The sequence below is a fragment of the Micromonospora sp. WMMC264 genome (assembly GCF_027497275.1).
GTDB lineage: Bacteria > Actinomycetota > Actinomycetes > Mycobacteriales > Micromonosporaceae > Micromonospora > Micromonospora chalcea.
On record NZ_CP114907.1, the window covers coordinates 1,261,179 to 1,284,486 of the forward strand.

General features: G+C 72.7%; 15 protein-coding genes. 6 read left to right on the top strand and 9 right to left on the bottom strand.

The features are described from left to right. Positions 1-64 precede the first annotated feature (64 nt). Entirely contained in the window at positions 65-1,336 is a 1,272-nt protein-coding gene (locus O7542_RS05905; RefSeq protein WP_281605808.1) for an ABC transporter substrate-binding protein, read from the bottom strand. A 207-nt stretch (positions 1,337-1,543) separates the two neighbouring features. Between O7542_RS05905 and O7542_RS05910 the strand changes: the two genes are divergently transcribed. The 3 genes from O7542_RS05910 to O7542_RS05920 all read left to right on the top strand — a co-directional run bounded on the left by O7542_RS05910 (position 1,544) and on the right by O7542_RS05920 (position 5,936). Continuing rightward, the gene (locus tag O7542_RS05910; RefSeq protein WP_281605809.1) at positions 1,544-2,617 is read left to right on the top strand and encodes a LacI family DNA-binding transcriptional regulator; all 1,074 of its coding nucleotides are present in this window, start codon (positions 1,544-1,546) and stop codon (positions 2,615-2,617) included. A gap of 592 nt (positions 2,618-3,209) precedes the next feature. Then, complete coding sequence (locus tag O7542_RS05915; RefSeq protein WP_187692835.1) at positions 3,210-4,622, top strand: glycosyltransferase family 2 protein; 1,413 nt, start codon at positions 3,210-3,212, stop codon at positions 4,620-4,622. Between the two features lie 90 nt (positions 4,623-4,712). Continuing rightward, entirely contained in the window at positions 4,713-5,936 is a 1,224-nt protein-coding gene (locus O7542_RS05920) for a glycosyltransferase (protein ID WP_043329855.1), read from the top strand. A gap of 250 nt (positions 5,937-6,186) precedes the next feature. Here O7542_RS05920 and O7542_RS05925 read toward each other — a convergent pair whose 3' ends face one another. From O7542_RS05925 to O7542_RS05950, 6 genes are all read right to left on the bottom strand, one after another. After that, on the bottom strand, positions 6,187-7,977 hold the full coding sequence (locus O7542_RS05925) for a substrate-binding and VWA domain-containing protein (RefSeq protein ID WP_281605810.1): 1,791 nt from the start codon (positions 7,975-7,977) through the stop codon (positions 6,187-6,189). Between the two features lie 84 nt (positions 7,978-8,061). Beyond that, complete coding sequence (locus O7542_RS05930) at positions 8,062-9,348, bottom strand: serine/threonine-protein kinase (protein WP_166457301.1); 1,287 nt, start codon at positions 9,346-9,348, stop codon at positions 8,062-8,064. Positions 9,349-9,641: 293 nt separating this feature from the next. Further along, entirely contained in the window at positions 9,642-10,202 is a 561-nt protein-coding gene (locus tag O7542_RS05935; RefSeq protein WP_043329859.1) for an NAD(P)H-dependent oxidoreductase, read from the bottom strand. Positions 10,203-10,213: 11 nt separating this feature from the next. Continuing rightward, on the bottom strand, positions 10,214-11,152 hold the full coding sequence (locus tag O7542_RS05940; RefSeq protein WP_281605811.1) for an ROK family protein: 939 nt from the start codon (positions 11,150-11,152) through the stop codon (positions 10,214-10,216). 8 nt (positions 11,153-11,160) lie between these two features. Further along, a complete protein-coding gene (locus tag O7542_RS05945; protein WP_030500471.1) occupies positions 11,161-11,514 on the bottom strand; it encodes a DoxX family protein in 354 nt (117 codons plus the stop codon). Between the two features lie 91 nt (positions 11,515-11,605). Beyond that, positions 11,606-12,037, bottom strand: coding sequence for a type II 3-dehydroquinate dehydratase (locus tag O7542_RS05950; RefSeq protein WP_030500472.1), 432 nt, complete (start codon positions 12,035-12,037; stop codon positions 11,606-11,608). Positions 12,038-12,369: 332 nt separating this feature from the next. Here O7542_RS05950 and O7542_RS05955 point away from each other — a divergent pair, with 332 nt between their 5' ends. The 3 genes from O7542_RS05955 to O7542_RS05965 are packed head-to-tail and all read left to right on the top strand — an operon-like array spanning position 12,370 to position 15,393. Continuing rightward, complete coding sequence (locus O7542_RS05955; protein WP_069088797.1) at positions 12,370-13,533, top strand: DegT/DnrJ/EryC1/StrS family aminotransferase; 1,164 nt, start codon at positions 12,370-12,372, stop codon at positions 13,531-13,533. After that, on the top strand, positions 13,530-14,660 hold the full coding sequence (locus tag O7542_RS05960; RefSeq protein WP_166457300.1) for a Gfo/Idh/MocA family oxidoreductase: 1,131 nt from the start codon (positions 13,530-13,532) through the stop codon (positions 14,658-14,660). The genes O7542_RS05955 and O7542_RS05960 overlap by 4 nt, the downstream gene beginning before the upstream one ends. Before the next feature lie 37 nt (positions 14,661-14,697). Beyond that, on the top strand, positions 14,698-15,393 hold the full coding sequence (locus tag O7542_RS05965; RefSeq protein WP_064445417.1) for an HAD-IA family hydrolase: 696 nt from the start codon (positions 14,698-14,700) through the stop codon (positions 15,391-15,393). Positions 15,394-15,456: 63 nt separating this feature from the next. On the opposite strand, the gene O7542_RS05970 is transcribed toward O7542_RS05965, so the two are convergent. Beyond that, entirely contained in the window at positions 15,457-19,158 is a 3,702-nt protein-coding gene (locus O7542_RS05970; RefSeq protein WP_281605812.1) for a non-ribosomal peptide synthetase, read from the bottom strand. Positions 19,159-19,285: 127 nt separating this feature from the next. Then, positions 19,286-22,969 carry a non-ribosomal peptide synthetase gene (locus O7542_RS05975; protein WP_281605813.1) on the bottom strand — a complete coding sequence of 1,228 codons (3,684 nt, stop codon included), beginning with the start codon at positions 22,967-22,969 and terminating at the stop codon, positions 19,286-19,288. Positions 22,970-23,308: the final 339 nt, after the last annotated feature.

Sequence of the window (23,308 nt, forward strand, 5' to 3'; positions counted from 1 at the left end):
CGTCGATCCTTCGTCGCCGGGCGCCGCCGGCGGTCAGGGGCGACCGCCGGCGGCGCGGGTCGAGTTACTTGGCGAGGCGCTCGACGTCGCTGACCATCTGCTTCCAGGACTCGTCGGAGCTCTGCTTGCCTTGTTCGATGCGGACGAGGGCGTCGCGGATGGTGGTCTGCACGTCTCCGGCTCGCGGGCCCTGGTACTGGGGCTTGAGCTGCTTCGCCGCGGTGGTGAAGAGCTGGCCCACCGGTGCGTTGTTGAAGAAGGCGTCCTTGTACTGGGCAATGTCGGGCTTGTCGTACAGAGCCGGGATGGACGGCAGGTTGCCCCGCGCGGTGAACACCTTGGCCTGCTGTTCCGGGGCGGTCAGCCACGCCGCGAGCTTCTTGGCCTCCTCGATGTGCTTGCCCTGCTTGGGAACGGTGAGGTACGAGCCGCCCCAGTTGCCGCCGCCGCCCGGGACGCTCGCCACGTCCCACTTGCCGGCGGCGTGCTTCGCCTGGTCCTTGATCTTGGTCATCATCCAGGCCGGACACGCGATGGTGGCGAACTGGTCCTTCGCGAAGCCGTTGTTCCACTCCTGCGAGCTGCCGATCAGCTTGGCCGACAGGTTGCTCTGGATCGCCTTCACCGTCAGGTCCCAGGCCTTGCGGACATCGGGGCTGGTGCCCACGACGATCGCGTTGTCCTCGTTGTAGTACCCGACCGGGGCCTGGCCGATGATGGCGTTGAACAGTTGGCCTCCGCCGTCGAAGAAGGCGCTGCCGGCCGGGGCCTTCGCCGCGTACCGCTTGCCGAACTCGATGTACTGGTCCCAGCCGCTGCCCCAGGCGGCCGACACCTGGTCGCGGTCGAACGGCATGCCGGCCTTCTCGAACAGGTCACGCCGGTAGCAGATGGCCAGGCCGCCGACGTCGGTGCCGTACCCGATCTGCTTGCCGTCCTTGGCCAGCGACGCCGCCCACTTCCAGTCGAGGTACTCGGACTGGCGGTCCTTGCCCAGGTCGACGAAGAGGTTGCCCCGCTCGCGCATCTGTGCAATGAAGCCCGTGTCGACGCCCTCGATGTCGCCCGCGCCGGAGCCGGTGGCCAGGTGGGTGATCAGGTCGCGATGATGGTCGTTGTAGGCGGCCGTGCGCTCCTGGATCGTGATGTTCGGGTGCGCCTTCTGGTACTCGGCGTACAGGTCCTGGTACCCGAAGTTGCCGAACAGGTTGACGTTCAGGGTGATCTTTTCGTTGCCGTCGCCGGAGCCTCCCTCGGTGCCGGTGCCACACGCGGTCAGCAGTACTCCGGCGGCCAGGGTGGCCGCTGCCAGTCGCAACAGTCGGTTTGGGTGCATGCCAGGGAACCCTTTCGTGCGATGTAACCGGTTACCTGAAACCGGTTACATTGTCGGCGAAGCGATGGTGGTGGGAGTGGGTGGAGTTGGATGAAGATCGGATGCCGGCCGAGTTGCGGGTGACCGCCGGCGAGCACCTTTCCTGGGAAGTGTGAACGGGTTCGGCTAGGGGGTGTCAAGTTACGAAACGATAACGTTCGATGCGGGTTGACCGACGGACATCGCTGGCGCTACGGTCGTGAAACCGGTTACAGAGAAGGCACCACATTGGCCACTATCAGGGAGTTGGCGCGTCGCTCCGGCGTGTCCGTCGCCACCGTGTCCCGCGTCTTCAACACCCCCGAGGTCGTCAGCCAGCACACCCGCCAGCGCATCCTCGACCTGGCCGCCGAGATCGGCTACCTGCCGAACGGGTCGGCCCGGACGCTCGCCACGAAGAAATCCAACATGGTGGGCCTGGTATGGGACACCGACCATCGCCGCCCTGGATGGCGCCACCCGTTCCTGCAGGAGATCCTCGTCGCGCTCAAGACGGCGCTCAGCGCGCACGGGCTGAACCTGCTCATGCTCGCCGGCCACGACGCGGCGGGGCCCGACGACGGGCAGCGATACGTGCGCGCCGTCCGCCAGCACAACCTCGACGGCGCGGTCATCATCGACAACGGCACCCGGGACCCGGCCGTGCTCGCCCTCGTCGAAGCCCAGGTACCGTGCGTCGCTCTCGACCTGCGGGTCGACGGCCCGACGTCGACCTACATCACCTCGGACAATGCCGGCGGCGCGGCGCTCGCCGTGCGCCACCTCGTCGAACGCGGCCACCGGCGCATCGCCACCATCACCGGCCCGCTGCGAACCTGGCCGGGAGCCGAACGGCTCGTCGGCTTCCGGGCCGCGCTGGCCGGGGCCGGCCTGCCGCTCGCCGACAGCCACGTCATCGAGGGAGACTTCTATCTCGACGGCGGTCAAGCCGCGATGAACCGGCTGCTCGCCCTCGACGACCGCCCTACCGCGGTGTTCGTCGCCGGCGACGAGATGGCTGTCGGCGCGATGCGGGCGGCCCAGGCGGCCGGCCTACGGATCCCCGACGACATTGCGATTGTCGGCTTCGACGACATCGAGGTGGCCGCGCTGATCCCGCCCGGGCTCAGCACCGTCGCCCAGAACAAGCCCGGCTTCGGCACGGCCGCCGCCGAGGCGCTGGTCGCCATGCTGCACGGCGGCGACGACCCGCCCAAGCCGACCGTGTTGCCGACGACGCTCGTCGTCCGCGGCACCACCTGACCCGAACCGCGCGACGTCGGCGCCGTTCCGCTCTGGATCGTGCTGCTGCTCGCGGTCGCTGCTGCCGGAGTCGCTGTCACCGACCCCGCAACCGGGCCTGCCTTGAGCGTCACACCCGTGCCTGGGCGAGGTCGCGGCCGGCGGTGGCGCGAATGATCCGGGGCCAGGTCGGCGGGGCCTGCGCATTCAACCGCCTCGCCGCACTGCCGCGACCCGCCGGCTGACCCAGCAACCCCACGCCCCGACCAGCAGCACGGAGGAACCCGGCCCAGCGCCGGGCCGTCAGCATGCCAGCGAACTGGTACGCGAATCCCGAACCAACTTCATCGAACACGTCCAGTCGGCCGCGACAGCCGCAACCTGCCAGGCGTACGTGAGTTCGCCAGCCGAATCGGGCTGATCTAACCCGCTGCTTCCTGTCGCGGCTGCTGCTCCTGCGCGTGGGTGGGTTCCGGTCGGGCGGCGACTGTCGTGTCGGGACAGTGCACCCCTATAGACCCCTATTGATGCGTAGTGATGTCGTCGCGGAGCGTTATCGTCTGACGGTGTCGCCGCCCTCTGACGGCAAGATCGTCTGACGGAGAGGATCGCCATGTCGCTGCCCACCAACCCTCCGGCGCTGAGCGTGGTGATGCCGACCTACCAGGATCCGCAGTGCCTCGCGCTGACCCTCAGGGCGCTGACCCGGCAGACGCTGCCGCCGGAACGCTTCGAGGTGATCGTGGTCCGGGACGGTGGCTCGTCCGACGGGTACGCCGAGGCGCTCGCCGAGGGCGCCGGTCTCCGCCTGCGCGTGCTGGAACTCGCCGAGCGCAAGGGCCGCTCCGTCGCCCGCAACGAGGGGGCGCGCCGTTCCTGCGCACCTCTGCTGGTCTTCCTCGACGCCGACTCGTGGGCGGTGCCCGACCTGCTGGAGCGGCACCTGGCCTGGCACAGCGTGCCCGGCAACGCGGCGGTGCTGATCGGCCGGCGGGACGAGATCGGCCTCGCTGACCTGCCGGCAGTGCTGGCCGGCGAGCCGCACGCGGTCGCACGCGCCTTCCCGCACGGCGGCGACCTGCGGTTCGCCACGGGGCTTCCCGACGACGGGGGCGAGTGGCTCCGGGCCGGCTGGGTCATCGCCTACACGCACAACATCTCGCTGTCCAGCGCGCACTTCGCGCAGGTCGGTGGCTACCGCGAGGCGTTCGGTCTGAGCTACGGCGTGGAGGACGTCGAGTTGTTCTACCGCGTCGACCGAAGCCTCCCCGGCGGCGTCAACTTCGGCTACGACGACGACGCCCGGGTCGTCCACCTGCCGCACCACAAGAACATCACCCGCAACTGGATGGAGATGAAGGCCAACTTCCAGCAGGCGGCCCGGCTCTATCCGTGCCTGGAGTGGGAGTTCCTCACCGCCGTCATGGGGTACGAGGCGATCCGGCGGATCCTGCACTATCGCGCGCTCATCGACGAGTGCGTCGAGCGGTCGGCCTGCGCCATCGGGCCCGCCGCCGCGCGCCTCGCCGGCCAGGTGCGGGGGCACCGCACGCTCTGGATCGGCACCGGCCGTGCCGATTCCGGGTTGCCCGCCTCGGCGTTGACCTTCGACTATGCCGCACCCATCGGGCGGACCAACTTCCACCTGCTCGGCGTCGCCCCGCCCATGCCGCCGGGCAGCCTGGACGCGGTGATCAGCGTGGACTTCTGGCGGTACCTGCTGTGGCCGGAGCTCTGCCAGTTCATCTCGGCCTCGCTGCTGCTGGCCGGCGAGGTCCACCTGGTCGCCACCGCCGACTCGACGCCGGGGATGTGCGCCGCCGACCCGCAGACGCTGGACTACCTGCGCCAGGCGCAGGCCGCGGCCTGCACGGCCGAGCTGCGCGCGGTCGAGGGGCTCGGCCACGTACTTATCCTGCGGCCCCTCCGACCCGCGCCCGGCGCCGCGCGCCGGGTACCCGCTCAGACCGCCGCCAGGGCGCGACCCGCTGCCCTGGTGCCGGGGCGCTCCACGACGCGGGGATAGCAGATCGACGGTGCGGCCAGGCCCGACAACGCTGTCGGGCCTGGCCCAACCGTGCCCGGATCCGGCGTAAAAGACGGAAAGGCGAGTATTGTGCGCGTACTGCTGTCGACTCTCGGGTCGCGTGGCGATGTCCAACCACTGGTGGCGCTCGCGTCGCGGTTGACGGCCCTCGGCCATCAGGCCCGCCTCTGCGCCCCGCCCGACTTCGCCCGCTGGGTGGCCAGCTTCAGGATTCCCTTCGTGCCCGTCGGCCCGCCCTGGCGCAGGTCGGCGGCGCCCAGGTCGCGGGCCGCCGTGCCAAAACCCTCGCCCGCGCAGGTACGCAAGTTCGCCGAGTCCTCCATCGGCATCCAGTTCGAGGTGCTGTCGGCCGCAGCCCGGGACTGTGACGTCCTCGTCGCGTCGACGGGCCTCCAGATCGCCGCCCGCACCGTGGCGGAGAAGCGCGGCATCCCGTACGTCTTCGCGGCGCTCTGCCCGGCGGCCCTTCCCTCACCCCACCACCCCCCGCTGCCGCTGCCGGTGCTCGGGGAGGTCCCGGCGCCCGCGTCGGCCGACAACAGCGACCTGTGGGCCGCCAACCTGCGGCACGTCAACGACACCTTCGCCGCGCCCCTCAACGCGCTGCGGTCGGCGGTGGGGTTGGGCACGGTCGACGACGTCAGCGACCACATCCACACCGACCGGCCGTGGCTGGCCGCCGACCCGGCCTTGGCACCCTGGCCGGACGTCGCCGATCCGGCCGTCTACCAACCGGGCGCCTGGCTCCTGCCCGACAAGCGGGCCCTGCCCGCCGAGCTGACGGCCTTCCTGGACGCCGGCGGGCCGTGCGTCTACGTCGGATTCGGCAGCGTCGCCGCACCCCCGGGTCTGCTGGAGACGGCCGTGCGGGCCGTGCGCGCGGTCGGTTGCCGGCTGGTCGCCTCCCGGGGCTGGGCGCCGCTCTCGCCGGTCGACCGGTCCCCCGACTGCCTGGTGGTCGGCGAAGTGAACCAGCAGGACCTGTTCCGGGAGGTGGCCGTGGTGGTCCACCATGGCGGCGCGGGCACCACGACCACGGCCGCGCGGGCCGGGACGCCGCAGGTCGTCGTACCGCAGGTGTACGACCAGCACTACTTCGCGCGCCGGGTGCCCGCGCTCGGCATCGGCACCGCACACCCCGGCTCCGTGCCGACCGTCGAGTCACTGACCGAGGCTCTGGGCGCCGCGCTGCGGCCGGAGGTGGCCGCCCGCGCCCGCGAGTTCGCCGGCGTCGTACGCACCGACGCGGCGCAGGTCGCCGCGGAGCGGTTGGTCGTCGCACCGGGAGCCTGACCGGTGAGGCGACGCTCCAGGTACTGCGGGGGCGGGTTCGGCTGGTCGCGCCGGATCAGTCGTGGACCGGTGGGGAGGGCGACCTGCTGGTCATCCCGGAGGCCCGGCACTCGTTGTACGCCGAGGTTAGGGCGTCGGCGGACCGGACCGGTGTCGGGGTGCTCCCTACTCCGGCCGGCGCTGTTCACCGGCGGGGCTGCGGAGACCGTCGGTCGCGCCGCGGGCTCGTGGCGAGCGGCGCGCGACGGCGTCAGAAGCTGCTGACCAGCTTCACGAACGCTTCGTCGATCTTGGCGGGATCGGTCGCGTCGAAGGCCTTGCCCGATGATGCCTTGGCGATCCGGTCCAGGGTGGCGAAGTCCGACTCCCGGTCGAAGGCGATGCAGAACACCTTCACCGGACGCCGCGGGTCGAGGGCGACCTCGGCGAGCAGGCCGGCCAGGTCGTTGTCCTGCCGGTACTCGTTCTTGCCGTCGGTCAGCACGACGATCGCGTTGATCCGCTGCGGGTCGTACCGGTCGAGCAGCTCTCGGTGTGCGGCCCGGACCGTCGCGTAGAGCGCGGTGCCGCCGTCGACGTGCAGGCCGGCGATCTTGCTGTTGATCCGCTTCTGGTCGAACTCGCCGAGAGGGATCTCCTCCCGGTAGGGGCTCTTCGGCCGCTTCCGGGTCTCCGAGGAGAACGACCAGAGACCCACCCGGTCCTCGGTGTTGAGCAGCGCGAGGCCCTTGCCCGCCGCTGCTGAGGCGACCTGGAAGCGGGTGCGGGTGCCGACCATCGCCTGCATGGACCCGGACGTGTCCAGGGCTATCAGGATGTTGGCCTTCTTGCGGAGCGTCCGCCAGCCGTCCAGCATCGCGCCGACCACCTGCGGGTCCGGGGGCTCGAAGTAGCTCAGCCCACCGGTGGGCTCGGCGCCGACGTTGGCGAGCAGCTCCGCCGAGGCTCGGCGCTCGTGGTCCCGGAAGCCGAGGCGGGCGAAGCTCTCCTGCTGGGCGTCCTCGGTCAGGAAGGCCAGGAAGTCGGTCGCCGCCGCCCGCTGCCGCTCGTCGGCGGAGGGCAGCACCACGAACGGGTGGTCCAGGTTGAACGTGCCCTCCTTGGGGTGGACGGCGACCAGCGGGACGTTCGGCCTGCGGCCCCGCTCCTGCCCGTCCTGCCGAGGGCTCAGCGCACCCGTGTTGTAGAGGTCCACGAGTTCCTCCTGGAGGACGATGGCGCTCATGTCGTCCGTACTGCCCGCGCCGCCCGCCAGGTCCGCCTCGGCGAGGCTGCGCAGCAGGTCCACCGAATCGTCGCTGTAGTGCGACACATTGGCCTCGATCCGGCGGACGAACTGGGTGACCGCGGGGTCGGCAAGGTCGGACCGGGTCAGGTCGCTGGACCGTTGCACCGCCGCGTAGTAGGTGGCGATGGTCGCCGCCAGCCCGGAGGTGGACAGGTTGGGGTTGTCCTTGCCGAAGGTGAAGCGGCCCCACTCCGGCTTGCCGAAGCCCGCCCACCCGTCCCGCCCGGACAGGCCCAGGATCTCCCCCCAGCCCAGCGGCCCGCGCCGGCGTATCAGTTCGGCCTTGGGCTGCGGCATCGCGATCACCAGTGGGCTGTTGGCGATCGACGGGTAGCGGTCCGGGGTCTGCGGTGCTCGCCCGGCGGCTTGGTCGAGCAGCCGGAGCTGGCCGGTCCACAGGCTCGACGTCGGCAGCCAGACCTGTGGTCGCGGCAGGCCGGTGGGGGTCCAGCCGGTGGCCAGTGCCTCGGCGGCCTGGCCCGAGTTGAGCGCGCTGACGTGCACCTGGGCGCAGCCGCCGCCGTCGATCGACCGGCTGCTGCGGTTGTAGCGCTCGGCCAGGTCGACCAGCAGCGCCGCCTTCTCCGTCGACGAGTTGACCTGGAGGGTGGTGGCGCAGTCGGTGCGGGGTACCTCGCTGCCCGCATCACGCTGCTGGACGAACACGAACGCCCCGGCGATGACCACCAGCCCGGCGGTGACGGCGGCGGTGTAGGGCAACCACTGCCGCGTGCGGGTAACGGATGGGGTCATCGGGGCGTCCTCCTCGGCGGGCGGCTGGTGGCCGTCAACCTATCGATCCGGCGCCAGCCGGCGACCCGGACCCCTGCCGCGGCGTCACGGGCGGTCGGACCGTCCCCCGACCGCCGTAGCGACCAGCAGCCGGACCAGGTAGACCACGACGAAGGCGACCGCCCCGACTGCGGCGGCCGGGCCGATCGCGCTCGACGCGACGTAGCCGGCGGCGGCGCCGGCCGAGCCGAGGAAGAGCGCTGTCGAGATGCCCCAGGCGTCGAGGGCCTCACGACGCAGTCGCCGCAACGCGCCGCCGGACCCGGCGCCGACGCCGGGCTCCGTCGCCGGCAGGTACGCCGGCTGGGTCGTCATCCGTGGGTGTGCCGGCTGCGTCGGCCGGGCCTGGGTCGGCACCGTCGGCTGTGGCTGTGGCTGCGTCGGGCGCGGCTGCGGTGCCGTCGGCGTGATCCGGGGAAGGGGATGGTTCGGCGTCGGCGTGCCCGCGGTCTCGTTGCCGACCTCGAGCAGGCTCTCCCGACGTAGCGGCACGGTGGCCGTGGCGTCCTGCCGCAGCAGCCGCACCAGCACCTGCTCGGCACCCGGCCGATCCGCCGGATCCTTCGCCAGGCACTCCCGGATCAGCTCGTCCAGCACCGGAGGCAACGCCGGCAGGTCGGGCGGATCGTGCAGCACCCGGTGCATCACGGCGAAGAGCGAATCATCGCCGAAGGGTGGCCGGCCACCGGCAGCGAACGCGATCGTGGCCGCCCAGGCGAAGACGTCGCAGGGCGGACCGACCGCGTCGTTGCGGAACCGCTCGGGTGCCATGTACGCGGTGGTCCCCATGACCCGGCTGGACGCCGTCTCGGTCACGCCCAGCGCGCGAGCGATGCCGAAGTCGATCACCCTAGGGCCGTCCCTGCCCAGCACCACGTTGTCCGGCTTCAGATCGCAGTGCACCACGCCGGCACTGTGGATCGCGGCGAGCGCGGTGACAGTGCCGACCGCGAGCCGGTGCAGGGCGTTACCGGTCACCGGGCCGCGTTCGCGGACGTGCCGGTGCAGGGTCGGGCCTTCGATGAACTCACTGACCACGTAGGGACGCTCGCCGTCGACCTCGGCGAAGAGCACCTGCGCGGTGCAGAACGGAGCGACCCGGCGCGCGGCGGCGATCTCCTTCACGAACTGCGACCGCGCCCGTGGATCAGTCAGATCGACGTTGACCATCTTGACCGCGACGCGGTCACCAGCGTCGTCCTCACCGAGGTAGACGACCCCCTGCCCACCCGCGCCCAGCCGGCCGAGCAGCCGATACCGGCCGGCGGTGACCGGGTCGTGCGTCCACAGCTTCGCCAATCCTGGCACCGGCGTGCCGGCCAGTTCTGACATCCCGACTCCATCAGTGTCGTGCCCGGCCACCGGCGGCGCAGGGCACGGCCATCGTGTCATGCCGCAGCGACGACAGAGGACAGCCGATCATGGGTGGAGGCCACCGCCGCCGGTGGTCTCGCGGTGGCGGTCGCCGCACTGCGCGGGCCGGCCCGGCCTACGACGGCGGGCGTCCCTCCAGGGTGTCCCTTCGTCCTCCGCCGTGGCCGGCGCGAACTCGTTTCCCGCCGTGCCGTGCCAGCGGGTCGATGCCGGTGCCCGACCCCGGTCGCCGACGCGCAGCCGCAGCGGCGTCAGGCCCGGCGCAGCGTCCGCAGTGTGCCGGCCCAGGCGACCACCTCGTCGAGCATGGTGCCGAGGGCCTGCTCGTGGTGCGCGGCCGGCCGGAAGTCGCGGAAGTTGACGAAGTCGGTCGTCAGAGAGAGCGCGACCTGGGAGCGGACGTCGGCGACGCCGAGCTGCCCGAGCACCAGCCGCAGGTGCTCCGCCGCCCGGGTGCCGCCGTGCACGCCGTAGCTGACGAGGCCGGCGGCGGCGTGCTGCCACTCCTGGTAGAGGAAGTCGAGGGAATCCTTCAGCGCGCCCGGGATGGAGTGGTTGTACTCCGGCGTGACGAAGACGAAGCCGTCGAACCCGGCCACGGTCGCCGCCCAGCGGCGTACGGCCGGGCGTCGCGACGGCGCCATCGACGGCGGCAGCACCTCGTCGAAGTGTGGCAGGGCGTAGTCGGCGATGTCGACCAGTTCGACAGTGGCGTCGCCCCGCTTGGCGGCGACGTCGCGCACCCAGCGGGCCACGGCGTCGGCCTTGCGGCCGGGTCGCGTGCTGCCGACGATGACACCGATCCTGACCATGCTGCTCTCCTCTAGGCGATGGGGACGGGGCGCGCGGGAGCCGACGTGCCGGTCAGGTCACGAGCCAGCTCCACCGCGCCGTGCAGGGACGACAGCCCGCCGAGGGCGGCGGGACGCACCGGTGGCGCCGGGCGCCCGGACCGGCCGGCGCGACGTGCCCGTTGCGCGACGAGCGGCACGAAGCCGGGCAGGCCGGCGGCGAACCCGCCGCCCACGATCGCCAACGCCGGATCGAGGATCTCGCCGAGGCTCACCACCGCCGCCGCCAGCGCCCGGCAGCTCTCCTCGACCGCAGCCACCGCCCAGGGCTCGCGCCCGTCGAGTCCGGCCCGTAGGTCGTCGAAGCCCACCTCGCCGCCCCGGCGGGCGGCGGCGCGGCGCAGGGTGGCGGGGCCGGACGCGACGGACTGGAGGCAGCCGTGCCGGTCGCAGTCGCAGCGCTCACCGTCGAGGGCGACGACCATGTGGCCGATCTCGGCGGAGGACCGGCCCGGCACCGGCCGGCCGGCCAGCACGACGCCGCCGCCGATCCCGGTGCCGACGCCCAGGTAGACCACGTCGTCCGCGCCGGCGCAGCGCGCCTCGGCCAGGGCGGCGAGATCACCGTCGTCGGCGACGGCGGTCGCCGCGTCGGGAAAGAGGCGGCGCAGCGCGCCGGTGAGGTCGAGGCCCGCCCAGCCGGGGCGCCCAGGCCAGGTGGTGACGATGCCCCCGGTGTCAGTGGTCGCCGGCATGGCCACCCCGACCGCGTCCACCGGCCCCCACCGGTCGAGCAGCCGGTCCACCTCGACGGCCAGCACCGTCAGGTCGTCGGCCGGGTCGGCGGCCCCCCGGGGCCAGCGGAAGGTCCGGTCGTACGCCGGCCGCCCGGGTGCCTCCGCGTGCAACGCGACCTTGGTGCCGCCGACGTCGATGCCGAGGACGCCGCCGTGGCGCTGCGGACCGGACACGGCCGGCCTCAGCCCAGCCGCACGTGCAGGTAGACGAGCGCCAGGGCGGCGACGGCAAAGATCACCGGCGTCAGGATCGTCGCGGCCGGGTCCTTCGCCCGGGCGTGGTAGACGACCGCGCCCGTCATCTGCAGGGCGAGACCGATCGCCGCCGCGATGCCCAGGGGCGGCCAGAGCAGGCCGAGCAGCAGCCCGGCGACCGCGGCGAGTTCCAGCACCCCCAGCACGCGGGTCAGCCCCGGCGAGACGCCGAGGTGGTCCATCCGCTCGCGCATCTGTGCCTGCCCGGTGAGCTTCGGCACGGCGGTGCCCGCGAACACGGCCGCGAGGACGAGGGTCAGGACGAGGACGGGAATCTCCACGTGAGGTCCTTCGGGAAGAGTCGGGACGTGCGGACGACCGTACCGCCGGCACGCCGGCGCCCACGGCACCGGACGGCGGGGTGCCCGGTCGTCATCGGACGGTCGCGGTGAGGGCGCGCGCGGCCAGCCGGTAGCCCAGCGCTCCGAGCCCGACGATCACCCCGCTGGCCAGCGGGGCGATCACCGAGTCGTGCCGGAAGCTCTCCCGCGCCCACACGTTGGACAGATGCACCTCGACGAAGGGCCGGGGGTAGTTGGCCAGCGCGTCGCGCAGGCTCCAGCCCGCGATCATCAGGGCGCCCGGGTTGACGATCGCGCCCACCGTGTCGTAGCTGTTCTGGATCGTACGGATCAGCGCACCCTCGCAGTCGTGCTGCTCGGCGACCACACCCCAGCCCCGGGCGGCGACCTCCTCGCCGACGGCGCGTTCGATGTCGTCCAGGGTGTCGGTGCCGTAGATCTCCGGTTCCCGCCGGCCGAGAATGCCCAGGTTCGGGCCGTTCAGCAGCAGCACGTCCGACACGCTTCACCTCGTGGGGCACGGCCCTGGTCCCGCAGAGCCTGATGACTGGTCACCGCAGTCTTACTACGCCGACGGCTCCCGGCGAACCGGCGGCGCCCGACGCACGGCGGACTAAGGGGTGGCTAGGGGCTGTTAGGGGCGGTGACCGCGTATCCGCGTCGGTTACCGTCCTCCCTGCTGAAGCGACGCCGCCGGCTCCAGACGGAGGCGTCACGTACCGCGCGGCCATCCGGTGCTCCGCTGCGCCCGGCCCGCGCACCGGCGGTCTCGGGTCGTCCCGCCCGATGGTCCGCCCAAGCCCCTGGTCTGCCCGAGTTGGGAAGTGGGAAGTCATGAGTGGTCAGCCCTCGACGGTGTCCGAGTTCCCCGAGTGGCCGCAGTACGGCGACGAGGAGCGAACCGGACTGATCCGCGCCCTCGAACAGGGTCAGTGGTGGCGGATGGGCGGCAGTGAGGTCGACTCCTTCGAGCGGGAGTTCGGTGACTACCACGGCAGCCCTCACGCGCTTGCCGTCACCAACGGCACCCACGCGCTGGAAGTCGCGCTGGAGGTGCTCGGCGTCGGCCCCGGTACGGAGGTGATCGTCCCGGCGTTCACGTTCATCTCGTCCTCGCTGGCCGCGCAGCGTCTCGGCGCGGTCGCCGTGCCGGTCGACGTCGACCTGGACACCTACTGCGTCGACCCCGCCGCCGTCGAGGCCGCGATCACCCCCCGTACCAAGGTGATCATGCCGGTGCACATGGCCGGGCAGTTCGCCGACATGGACGCGCTCGACAAGCTCGCCGCCGACGCCGGGGTGGCTCTGCTGCAGGACGCGGCACACGCCCAGGGCGCGCAGTGGCGCGGCCGGCGGGCCGGCGCGCTCGGCTCGGTGGCCGCCTTCAGCTTCCAGAACGGCAAGCTCATGACCGCCGGCGAGGGCGGAGCGGTCGTCTTCCCCGACGAGGAACTGCGCGAGCGGGCATTCCTCGTGCACAGCTGCGGCCGTCCCCGCACCGACCGCGAATACCTGCACAGCACCACCGGCTCGAACTACCGGATGAGCGAGTTCACCGCCGCTGTGCTACGCGCCCAGCTGACCCGCCTCGACGAGCAGATCGCGCTGCGCGAGCAGCGCTGGCCGCTGCTGTCGAGCCTGCTCGCCGAGATCCCGGGCGTCGTGCCGCAGGCGACCGACCCCCGCACCGACCGCAACCCGCACTACATGGCGATGTTCCGTATCCCCGGGATCGGCATCGAGCGTCGCCGTGCCGTGGTGGACGCGCTCATCGCCCGGGGCGTCCCGGCGTTCGTGGCGTTCCGGGCGATCTACCGGTGCGAGGGCTTCTGGAAGGCCGGCGCGCCCGACGAGTCGGTAGAGGAGATCGCGGCCCGCTGCCCCAACACCGAGCAGATCCACTCCGACTGCCTCTGGCTGCACCACCGCACGCTGCTCGGCACGGAGCAGCAGATGCACGAGATCGCCGCCGTGCTCGCCGACATCCTCGCCGGATGACGGCCCGGCCCCCGGCCGCGGCCGGCCGGCCGGTGCGGGTCGCGGTGGTCGGCCTCGGCTGGGCCGGGCGGGAGATCTGGCTGCCCCGGCTCGCCGCACACCCCGGCTTCGAGGTGGCCGCCGTGGTCGACCCGCAGCCCGTGGTGCGCGATCAGGCCCGCGACACGCACGCCGTCGCGTCCGCGTACGCCGACGTCGAGGACCTGCCCGCCGGAACGGTCGACCTGGCGGTGGTCGCCGTACCGAACCACCTGCACGCGGTCGTCGCCGTCCGGCTGCTGCGCCGGGGCGTACCGGTGTTCCTGGAGAAGCCGGTCTGCCTGACCTCCGCCGAGGCGGGCATCCTGGCCGACGCGGAGCGCGACGGCGGCGCGGTGCTGCTGGCCGGCAGCGCTGCCCGTTACCGGGCCGACGTCCGGGCGCTGGCCGACGTGACCGGTGGGCTGGGCCCGATCCGGCACGTCGATGTGGCCTGGGTTCGCGCCCGAGGGGTGCCCGACGCGGGCGGCTGGTTCACCCGCCGCGACCAGTCCGGCGGGGGCGCGCTGGTGGACCTCGGCTGGCACCTGCTCGACACGGTGCTGCCGCTGCTCGGCCCGGCCCGGGTCACTCACGCGATCGGCAGCGTCTCGGACGACTTCGTCAACGACAGCGCCGCCCACGCCGCCTGGCGCGGCGGGGCCGACACCGCAGGCCATGTTCCCGGCGACGTCGAGGACACCGCCCGGGGGTTCCTGCTCACCGACACCGGCGCCTCCGTCGCCCTGCACGCCTGCTGGGCCTCGCACGAGTCGCTGGACCGCACCACCGTCACCGTGCACGGCGCCGCGGGGTCGGCGACGCTGCGCTGCACGTTCGGCTTCAGTCCCAACCGGGAGCCCACGCCGGTGCTGACGCGTACCCGCGACGGCCGGACCGCGCAGCTGCCGCTGCCCGGGGAGCCGATCGGCGCGGAGTACGACCACCAGCTCGACGCCCTGCCCGGGCTGCTCGCCGACCCGGCCGCCCGGGGCGCGGCCGTCGCCGAGGCCCGCCGGACCATCGACATCATCGAACGGATCTACCAGTGCGCCCGGCCCACCCGGCCGGAGCGCCAGCACGCACTGGTGGGCCATCGCGCCGGGTGAGAACCACCGTCGGCCCCAACCCCTTCCGGGAGCAGCCATGAGCCGTCCATCGTCCACAGTCGAGGTGACCCCGCCGTCGCCGGCGCGCGGCCCGATCCGCGCGGTCGTGTTCGACCTCGACGGCGTCATCGTCGACAGTTCGGCCGTCATGCGTGAGGCGTTCAGCATCGCGTACGCCGAGGTGGTGGGCGACGGGCCGGCACCGTTCGAGGAGTACAACCGGCACATGGGCCGGTACTTCCCGGACATCATGCGCCTGATGGGGCTGCCCCTGGAGATGGAGGGGCCGTTCGTCCGCGAGAGCTACCGGATGGCCCACCTCGTGCCGCTCTTCCCCGGCGTCCGGGAGACCCTGGAGACCCTGCACTCGCGTGGCATCCGGATGGGGATCGCCACCGGCAAGGCCGGCCCGAGGGCCCGCTCCCTGCTCGACCAACTCGGCGTGCTGGGCCTCTTCGGCCAGGTGATCGGTTCCGACGAGGTGGCCCGTCCCAAGCCTGCCCCGGACATCGTGCTCCAGGCACTGGGCAACCTCGACGTGCCGCCGCACGAGGCCATGATGGTGGGCGACGCGGTGATCGACCTGCTCAGCGGCCGGGACGCCGGGGCGACGGCCGTCGCCACGACGTGGCACGGCGGGGACATCGCCGCGCTGCTCGCGGCCGGCCCCGACCTGGTCGTGCACGCCCCGGCGGAGTTGCTGGCGCACTGCCCGGCGGCCCTCGTCCACTGACCCGGACCGGAGCGCGCCGGGCTGCTCACGTGAGCAGCCCGGCGCGCTGCCGCCAGGCTGTGGTCAGCGTGTGTCGCTGACCGCCTCGGGGCCGGCTTCCAGGAAGCGCAGCATGCCGGTGGCCAGGATCTCGGCGGCGGGGGCCGGGACCAGGTCGGTACGGATGGTGACCCGCAGGAGGACACTCTCGTCGCCGGGCAGCACCTCGGCGACGCAGGCACCGGACCACTCCCGGGCGTACGGTTCGACGACCTCCTCGGTCCGGCAGCCGGGCAGGTCCAGCGGGAGGACGAGGTTGTCCTGGTAGGCGAACGAGGGCAGGCTGTTGATCACCTCGCGGGGCAGGTCGAGGACCGGGTCGTCGGTGACCATCTCCAGGAAGGAGACGTCCTGGGCGGCCATCAGCTCGTCCGCGGTCTGCTGGAGGGCGCGCATCAGGTCCTTCTCCGGGCCGCCGAACCGGACCCGGAGACAGTTGCTGCTGATCCTGCTCGTGAAGGCGGAGTCGAGGACGCGGCTGCCGCGTTGGGCGACGATCATCAGCAGGGCGATGTCGTCCTGCTGATGGATGGCGCGCAGCGCCGAGGCGTAGGCGGCGGCGAAGTAGGTGGAACGGCTGAAGCGGTGTTCGGCGGCGGCCCGGTCCCAGCGCCGTACCAGCTCGGGCGGGACGGCGACGATGTGCCCGGTCTTGGGGCCCCAGGTCGGGGTCTGTTCCAGGATCTCCTGCGGCCGGCCTTCGCCTTGGCGGGGTAGGTCGCGTAGTTGTTCGCGCCAGTAGGTTCGTTGGGTTTGCAGGTCGGCGGCGTTGCGGAGGCGGGTGTATTCGTCGTGGGACTGGTGCAGTGTGGGTGCGGGGTGGGTCCAGGTGGGTTTGTGGCCGGTGTGTCGTGCGGTGTAGGCGTGGGTGAGGTCTCGGACGAGTAGTCCGTATGACCAGCCGTCGAAGGCGATGTGGTGGATGCCGATGCCGAAGAGGATTCGGTTGGTGGTTTTGTTTCGGATCAGGGCGGCGCGCCAGTTGCGGCCTTGGGTGTAGTCGAGGGGTTGTTGTACTGCTTCGGCGAGTTGGTCGAGGGCGTCGTGTTCGGTGGCGGCGTCGGCGAGGAGTCGTAGCTGGGGCATGCCGGGGTTGGGTGGGATGATTGCGGTTGGTGGGTCGGTGCGCCGGTAGCGGGCGTGTAGGGCCTGGTGGCGGTGGTGGAGGTCGCCGAGGGCGGCCATGAGGGCTCGTAGGTCCAGCTCACCCTCGATCCACCAGGTGGTGGGGCAGACCAGTTCGAAGGGGAGCACGACGCACTTCGCGACGGACGGGGTCAGCGGGACGGGCTTCGACGGGCCGGGACGGCCGGTGACGGACGGCGCCGGCTCGGCCCCGGGGCGGCGGGGGGCGGTGGCGAGCCAGCGGGCCAGCCCTTGCGGGGTGGGGGTGCGGTGGATCTGCGAGACGGGCACGGCGACGTCGGCGGCCTCGTCGAGGGCGACAGCGACGGCGGCGGACTGCAGGGAGGTGCCGCCGAGGTGGAAGAACCCGTCGAGTGTCCCGACCCGGTCCAGCCCGAGCACCGTCGCGAAGATCCCCGCGACGAGGCGTTCGGAGTCGGTGGCCGGTTCGGTGTACGGCACGTCGAGGTCGGGACGGCGCGAGCCCGGCTCTGGTAGCGCCCGCCGGTCGATCTTGCCGGTGCCGCCGGTGGGGAACCGGTCCAGGACCATGATCACGGCGGGGACCATGTAGGGCGGGAGCACCGCGGCGGCGTGTGCCCGCAGGTCGGCGGTGACGGGGACGCGGCCGTCGCGTCCGGTGACGTAGCCGACGAGCCGGGCGGTGCCCTGGTCCTCGCGACGGGTGACGACGGCGGTGCCGACGTCCGGGTGTTGTTCGAGAGTCGCCTCGATCTCGCCGAGTTCGATGCGGATGCCGTTGACCTTCACCTGGTGGTCCATCCGGCCGAGGATCTCCAGCGCTCCGGCGGCGTTCCACCGGCCGAGGTCGCCGGTGCGGTAGGCGGTCCCGCCGCCGTACGGGTCGGTGACGAACCGCTGGGCGGTCAGTTCGGGGCGGTTGAGGTAACCGTCGGCGACGCCGGCGCCGGCGATGAGGATCTCGCCGGGGACGCCCATGGGGACGAGGTCGAGATTGGCGTCGACGACGCGGATCTGCCGGTTGGGCATGGGTCGGCCGATGGGCACGTACGCGCCGGGCCAGCCCTTCGACGCGTCGTACCAGGTACAGGCGACGGATGCCTCCGCGGGCCCGTACGCGTTGATCAGGCGGGCACCGGCGGCCGTCCAGCGGTGCGCCATGCGGGGCGGAATGGGCTCCCCGGCGAGGGTCACGCACGTCAGGCTGGGGCAGTCGGCGGGATCGACGGCGGCGAGGTTCGTGGGTGGGCAGAACGCGTGGGTGGCCTGCTCCTTGGCGATCAGCTCCGTCAACCGGCGGGCGTCGAGCAGATCGTCGCGGGAGCTGACGACGACGCGGGCACCGGAGGCCAGCGCGGTGTAGATCTCGCCGAGGGCCACGTCGAAGACCGGGGAACAGGAATGGAGCATCCGGCTGTCCGGCCCGACCGCGCACTCCTCCCGCATCCAGGTGACGAAGTTCGTCAGGTGCTCGTGGGTCAGCACGACACCCTTCGGTGTCCCGGTCGAGCCGGACGTGTAGATCACGAACGCCGGCCGGGAGGGTGCCACCACCGGCAGGTCGGCCGCCTCGGCCGCCGTCACGGTGGGCCAGTCGGCATCGAGGGCGACGACCCGTACGCCGTCAGGTCTGGGGACACGCGGGGCGACCTCGCCGACGGTGAGGACGACCCGGGCGCCGTGGTCGGCCAGCAGCATCCGCATCCGCTCCGCCGGCCAGGACACGTCCATCGGCGTGTACGCCGCCCCCGCCCGCAGCACCGCCAGGGTGGCGACGAGCGTCCACATGCTGCGGTCCAGCGCCAGCGACACCACGTCCCCGGGCCGTACGCCCATCGACCGTAGCCGCGCGGCCAACTCCCCCGAGCGGCGGGCCAGCTCCGCGTACGTCAGCACCTCCCCGGCGGCGACGCCGGCCACCGCGTCCGGCGTGCGTCGCGCCCATTCGAGCACCAGCTCGTGCAGCGGCGCACCCGGCACCGGGCGGGCCGGGCCCCGGCCCCACGCGAGCAGCCGCTCGCGCTCGGTCGCGCCCAGCAGCGGCAGCGCGCCCAGCGGCACCCCGGGTTCCCGGACGCCGGCCGACAGCAACGACACGGTCTGGTCCACCAGGCCCCGCACCCAGTCCGCCGAGAAGCCGTCGGCGGCGTAGTCCACCCGGAGCGCCGACCCGTCCTCCGCGACGGTCACCACGATGTCCACGTCCACCACGTCCGGCCCCACCTCGGCCACCGGGGCGTCCACCAGCCCGACCACCACCGGCCCCGCCGCGCCCGCGCTGTGCGCGACCGGTCCGGCCAGCGCCGTGGCCACCCGCGACGTCAGCTCGCCGAAGCCCGGTTCGTCCGCGACGTCGACCCGCAGCACGCCGCCCGACGACAGGCCGACCGCCACCTCGGCCTGGCCGGTGTACCGGGCCAGCACCCCCAGCAGACCGGCCAGCAGCACCGCGCCGGGGGAGGGCGCCCCCGCCGGGACGGGCAGGTCGACCCGCCGGTACGCGGAGGCCGCCCGGGCCGGCCACGCGGCCGGCCGGCGCAGGTCCCCCATCAGGTCGAGGACCTCGAAGCCGGGCCCAGCGACATCCGTGGTCTGCGCACCGACGATTCCGACAGACATTGAGCCAGCCTCCGATCAGGGCCGGCGCCACCCAGAGGGGTGCGCCGGAAGGGACAACCACGAACTCTCGGGACAACGGGCCGCGTGCCACGCGGCGACGAGCGGTCCGGTACGCAGGGGCGGACGGTCAGCCGGCGGTGGGCGTACCCGCCGGCCCGTCTTCGAGGAAGCGCAGCATGTGGTGGTTCAGCTCCTCGGCGAAGCTGTACGGCAGGTAGTCGGTGCGGATGGTGACGCGCAGGAGAGCATGGTCGACGCGGGGCAGCACCTCGACCGTGAGCCCGTTGGGCACCTCCCGGGCGTACGGGTCGACGACCTCCTCGGTTTGGCAGCCGGGCAGCTCCAGCGGCACCACCACGTTGTCCTGGAACACGAACGTCGGCAGGCTCGCGACCACCTCGCCGGAGAGCCCGGCGGCGGGATCGTCGGCGGTCTCCGCGAAGGGAACGTCCTGGGCCCGCATGAGATCGCGGATCGTCTCGTCGACCCGCAGGACCAGCTTGTCGTCGTGCGGCCCGTCGAAGCGCACCCGCACGCAGTTGAGGTTGAGCCGGGTGGTGAACGCGGAGTCGAGGACGCGGCTACCGCGTTTGGCGACCACCATCAGCAGGGCGATGTCGTCCTGCTGATGGATGGCGCGCAGCGCCGAGGCGAAGGCCGCCACGAAGTAGCTGGAGCGGCTGAAGCGCTGGTCGCGGGCGGCCCGGTCCCAGCGGTCGAGCACCTCGGGGGTGACGGTGACGGTGTGGCCCGCCTTCGGTCCCCAGGCGAGGGCCTGCTCCAGGGGCGCGGTGGCCGGGCCTTCGCCTTGGCGGGGTAGGTCGCGTAGTTGTTCGCGCCAGTAGGTTCGTTGGGTTTGCAGGTCGGCGGCGTTGCGGAGGCGGGTGTATTCGTCGTGGGACTGGTGCAGTGTGGGTGCGGGGTGGGTCCAGGTGGGTTTGTGGCCGGTGTGTCGTGCGGTGTAGGCGTGGGTGAGGTCTCGGACGAGTAGTCCGTATGACCAGCCGTCGAAGGCGATGTGGTGGATGCCGATGCCGAAGAGGATTCGGTTGGTGGTTTTGTTTCGGATCAGGGCGGCGCGCCAGTTGCGGCCTTGGGTGTAGTCGAGGGGTTGTTGTACTGCTTCGGCGAGTTGGTCGAGGGCGTCGTGTTCGGTGGCGGCGTCGGCGAGGAGTCGTAGCTGGGGCATGCCGGGGTTGGGTGGGATGATTGCGGTTGGTGGGTCGGTGCGCCGGTAGCGGGCGTGCAGGGCCTGGTGGCGGTGGTGGAGGTCGCCGAGGGCGGCCATGAGGGCCCGTAGGTCCAGCTCACCCTCGATCCACCAGGTGACCGGGACGACGACCTCCAGCGGCGACATCAGGCACTTCGCCACCTGCTGCGCGAGCGGGACCGGTCCTGGGCGCTGCCGGGCCTGTCCCGCGGTCGAGCCGGTGTCCGTACGGCGGGGGGCGGTGGCGAGCCACCGGGCCAGCTCGTGCGGGGTGGGGGTGCGGTGGATCTGCGAGACGGGCACCACCACGTCGGCGGCCTCGTCGATGCCTGCGGCGACGGCGGCGGACTGCAACGACGTGCCGCCGAGGTGGAAGAAGCTGTCGCGGGCGCCGACCCGCTCGAAGCCGAGCACGCTCGCGAACACCTCCGCGACGAGGCGCTCGCCCTCGGTGGCCGGCTCGACGTACGGCACGCCGAGGTCGGGGCGCTGGGCACCGGGTGCGGGAAGGGCACTCCGGTCGATCTTGCCGGTGCCGCCGAGGGGGAAGCGGTCGAGGACGACGAAGGCGGCGGGGACCATGTAGCTCGGCAGGTGGGCCGCGGCGTGGTCGCGCAGATCGCCGGTGGCCGGGGTGCCGCCGTCGCGCCCGGTGACGTACGCGACGAGCCGGGCCACGCCCCGGTCCTCGCGGCGGACGACGACTGCGGTCTCCACCTCCGGGTGCTGGGCGAGGATGCTCTCGATCTCGCCCAGCTCGATGCGGATGCCGTTGACCTTCACCTGGTGGTCCATCCGGCCGAGGATCTCCAGCGCGCCGGCGCTGTTCCACCTCCCCAGGTCGCCGCTGCGGTAGGCGAGCCCGCCGCCGTGCGGGTCGGTGACGAACCGCTGGGCGGTCAGTTCGGGGCGGTTGAGGTAACCGTCGGCGACGCCGAAGCCGGCGATCAGGATCTCCCCGGGAACCCCGGCCGGCAAGAGGTCGAGGTTCGCGTCGACGACGCGGACCTGCCGGTTCGGCATCGGCCAGCCGATCGGCACGTACGCGCCACCCCATCCGGCCGACGCGTCGAACCAGGTGCACGCCACGGCGATCTCGGCCGGCCCGTACGCGTTGACCACCCGCGTGCCCGCCGTCAGCCACCGCTGGGCCAGCCGCGGCGGAACGGCCTCGCCGCCGAAGATGACGCAGCGGAGGCCGGGACAGGCGGCCGGGTCGAGCGGGGCGATGTTGGTGGCCGGTCCGAACGTGTGCGTGACGCCCTGGGTGTTGACGAGGTCGGTGAGCCGGCGCGCGTCGAGCAGATCGTCGCGCGGGCACACGACGACGCGGCCCCCGCCGGTGAGCGCGGCGAAGATCTCCCCGAACGCGGCGTCGAAGACCGGTGCCGCCGAGTGCAGCATCCGGCTGCCGGGGCCGATGGCGCACTCGCCGGTCATCCACGCCAGGAAGTTCGCCAGCCTCTCGTGTGACAGCACCACGCCCTTCGGCGTGCCTGTCGAACCCGACGTGTAGATGACGAACGCCGGCGCGTCCACCGGCACCGCAGGCAGATCCGCCACCGCACCGGCCGGTACCGCGGGCCAGCCGTCGTCCAGCGCCACCACCGTGACCCCGTCCCCGGCGGGAATCCGGGGCGCTACCGCGCCGACCGTCAACACCACCCGCGCGCCGTGGTCGGCCAGCAGCACCCGCATCCGCTCCGCGGGCCACGACACGTCCATCGGCGTGTACGCGGCACCCGCCCGCAGCACGCCCATCGCCGCCACCAGCGACCACAACCCGCGCTCCAACGCCACGGACACCACGTCACCGGCACGGACACCCACCGACCGCAGGTACGCCGCCAGCAGCCCGGACCGGCGATCCAGCTCCCCGTACGTCAGCACCTCGTCGCCCGCGACACCCGCCACCGCCTCCGGCGACCGCCGCGCCCAGCTCAGCACGAGCTCGTGGATCGGCTCACCCGGGATCTCCCGCACCGGGCCGCGCCCCCACGTCAGCAACCGCTCCCGTTCCGCGGCGTCCAGCAACGGCAGTCGCGACAGGGCGACCTGCGGCGCCGCCGTCCCGGCGGAGACGAGCACCACCACCTGATCCACGAGTCCCCGCACGAACTGCGCGGAGAATCCCTCCACCGCGTAGTCCACCCGCAGCACGGACCCGTCCGCCGCCACGCGCACCACCATGTCGACGTCCACCACGGCCGGTCCCGTCTCCGCCACCGGACCGTCGGTGAACTCCACCGCCACCGGGTCCGGCCGGTCCGGGCCCGCCACCGGCGCCGTCCACGCCAGTCCCACCCGCGCCGCCAACTCCCCGAATCCCGGGTCGCCCGAGACGTCCACCCGCGCCACCGACCCACCGGCCGGGGCCAGCCCGAGCACCACCTCGTCCTGGCCGGTCCAGCGGGCCAGGACCGCCACGAGCCCCGCCACCACGACGTGTCCGGCCGGTGTCACGCGCGACGGCCAGGCGGGAAGCACCCGGTGCACCGAGGCCGCCCGCGCGGGCCACACCGCCGGCCTCCGCAGGTCCCCCACGAGTTCCAGAGCAACCGCGCCGTCCGCGGCCTGGGCGCCATCGAACCCGACAGACAACAGCTCGACCTCCGATCGAAAGGGGACGACCGAAAGGCTCAGGGCCGCGACGATCGGTCAGCCGGGATGCCGTACGCCGGACGGCGGGGGTTGGCGCGAGGCGGGTCGACGGGCGGCACCGCTCGCGGGCCACCCGATCCGGTGCGCTGAGAGTGGCAACGACGAGCCGACGGGGCCCGACCATACGAAGCGCTGTGCGGTGACGTACACCCCTAGAGATCGGCACGTCGACCCCTAGCGCATCAGCCGGAGATCTCCTCCCCGGGCAGGCCCGGGACGTTTCGGCGGTGCCCGCCGGCCGCGTCGAGGCCGGGCCGGCGATGTGAGCTGGCAGGGGGC

Coding starts and splice junctions, on each gene's coding strand:
- O7542_RS05905 (WP_281605808.1), bottom strand. CDS start 1,336: ATGCACCCAAACCGACTGTTGCGACTGGCAGCGGCCACCCTGGCCGCC.
- O7542_RS05915 (WP_187692835.1), top strand. CDS start 3,210: ATGTCGCTGCCCACCAACCCTCCGGCGCTGAGCGTGGTGATGCCGACC.
- O7542_RS05925 (WP_281605810.1), bottom strand. CDS start 7,977: ATGACCCCATCCGTTACCCGCACGCGGCAGTGGTTGCCCTACACCGCC.
- O7542_RS05930 (WP_166457301.1), bottom strand. CDS start 9,348: ATGTCAGAACTGGCCGGCACGCCGGTGCCAGGATTGGCGAAGCTGTGG.
- O7542_RS05935 (WP_043329859.1), bottom strand. CDS start 10,202: ATGGTCAGGATCGGTGTCATCGTCGGCAGCACGCGACCCGGCCGCAAG.
- O7542_RS05955 (WP_069088797.1), top strand. CDS start 12,370: ATGAGTGGTCAGCCCTCGACGGTGTCCGAGTTCCCCGAGTGGCCGCAG.
- O7542_RS05960 (WP_166457300.1), top strand. CDS start 13,530: ATGACGGCCCGGCCCCCGGCCGCGGCCGGCCGGCCGGTGCGGGTCGCG.
- O7542_RS05965 (WP_064445417.1), top strand. CDS start 14,698: ATGAGCCGTCCATCGTCCACAGTCGAGGTGACCCCGCCGTCGCCGGCG.
- O7542_RS05970 (WP_281605812.1), bottom strand. CDS start 19,158: ATGTCTGTCGGAATCGTCGGTGCGCAGACCACGGATGTCGCTGGGCCC.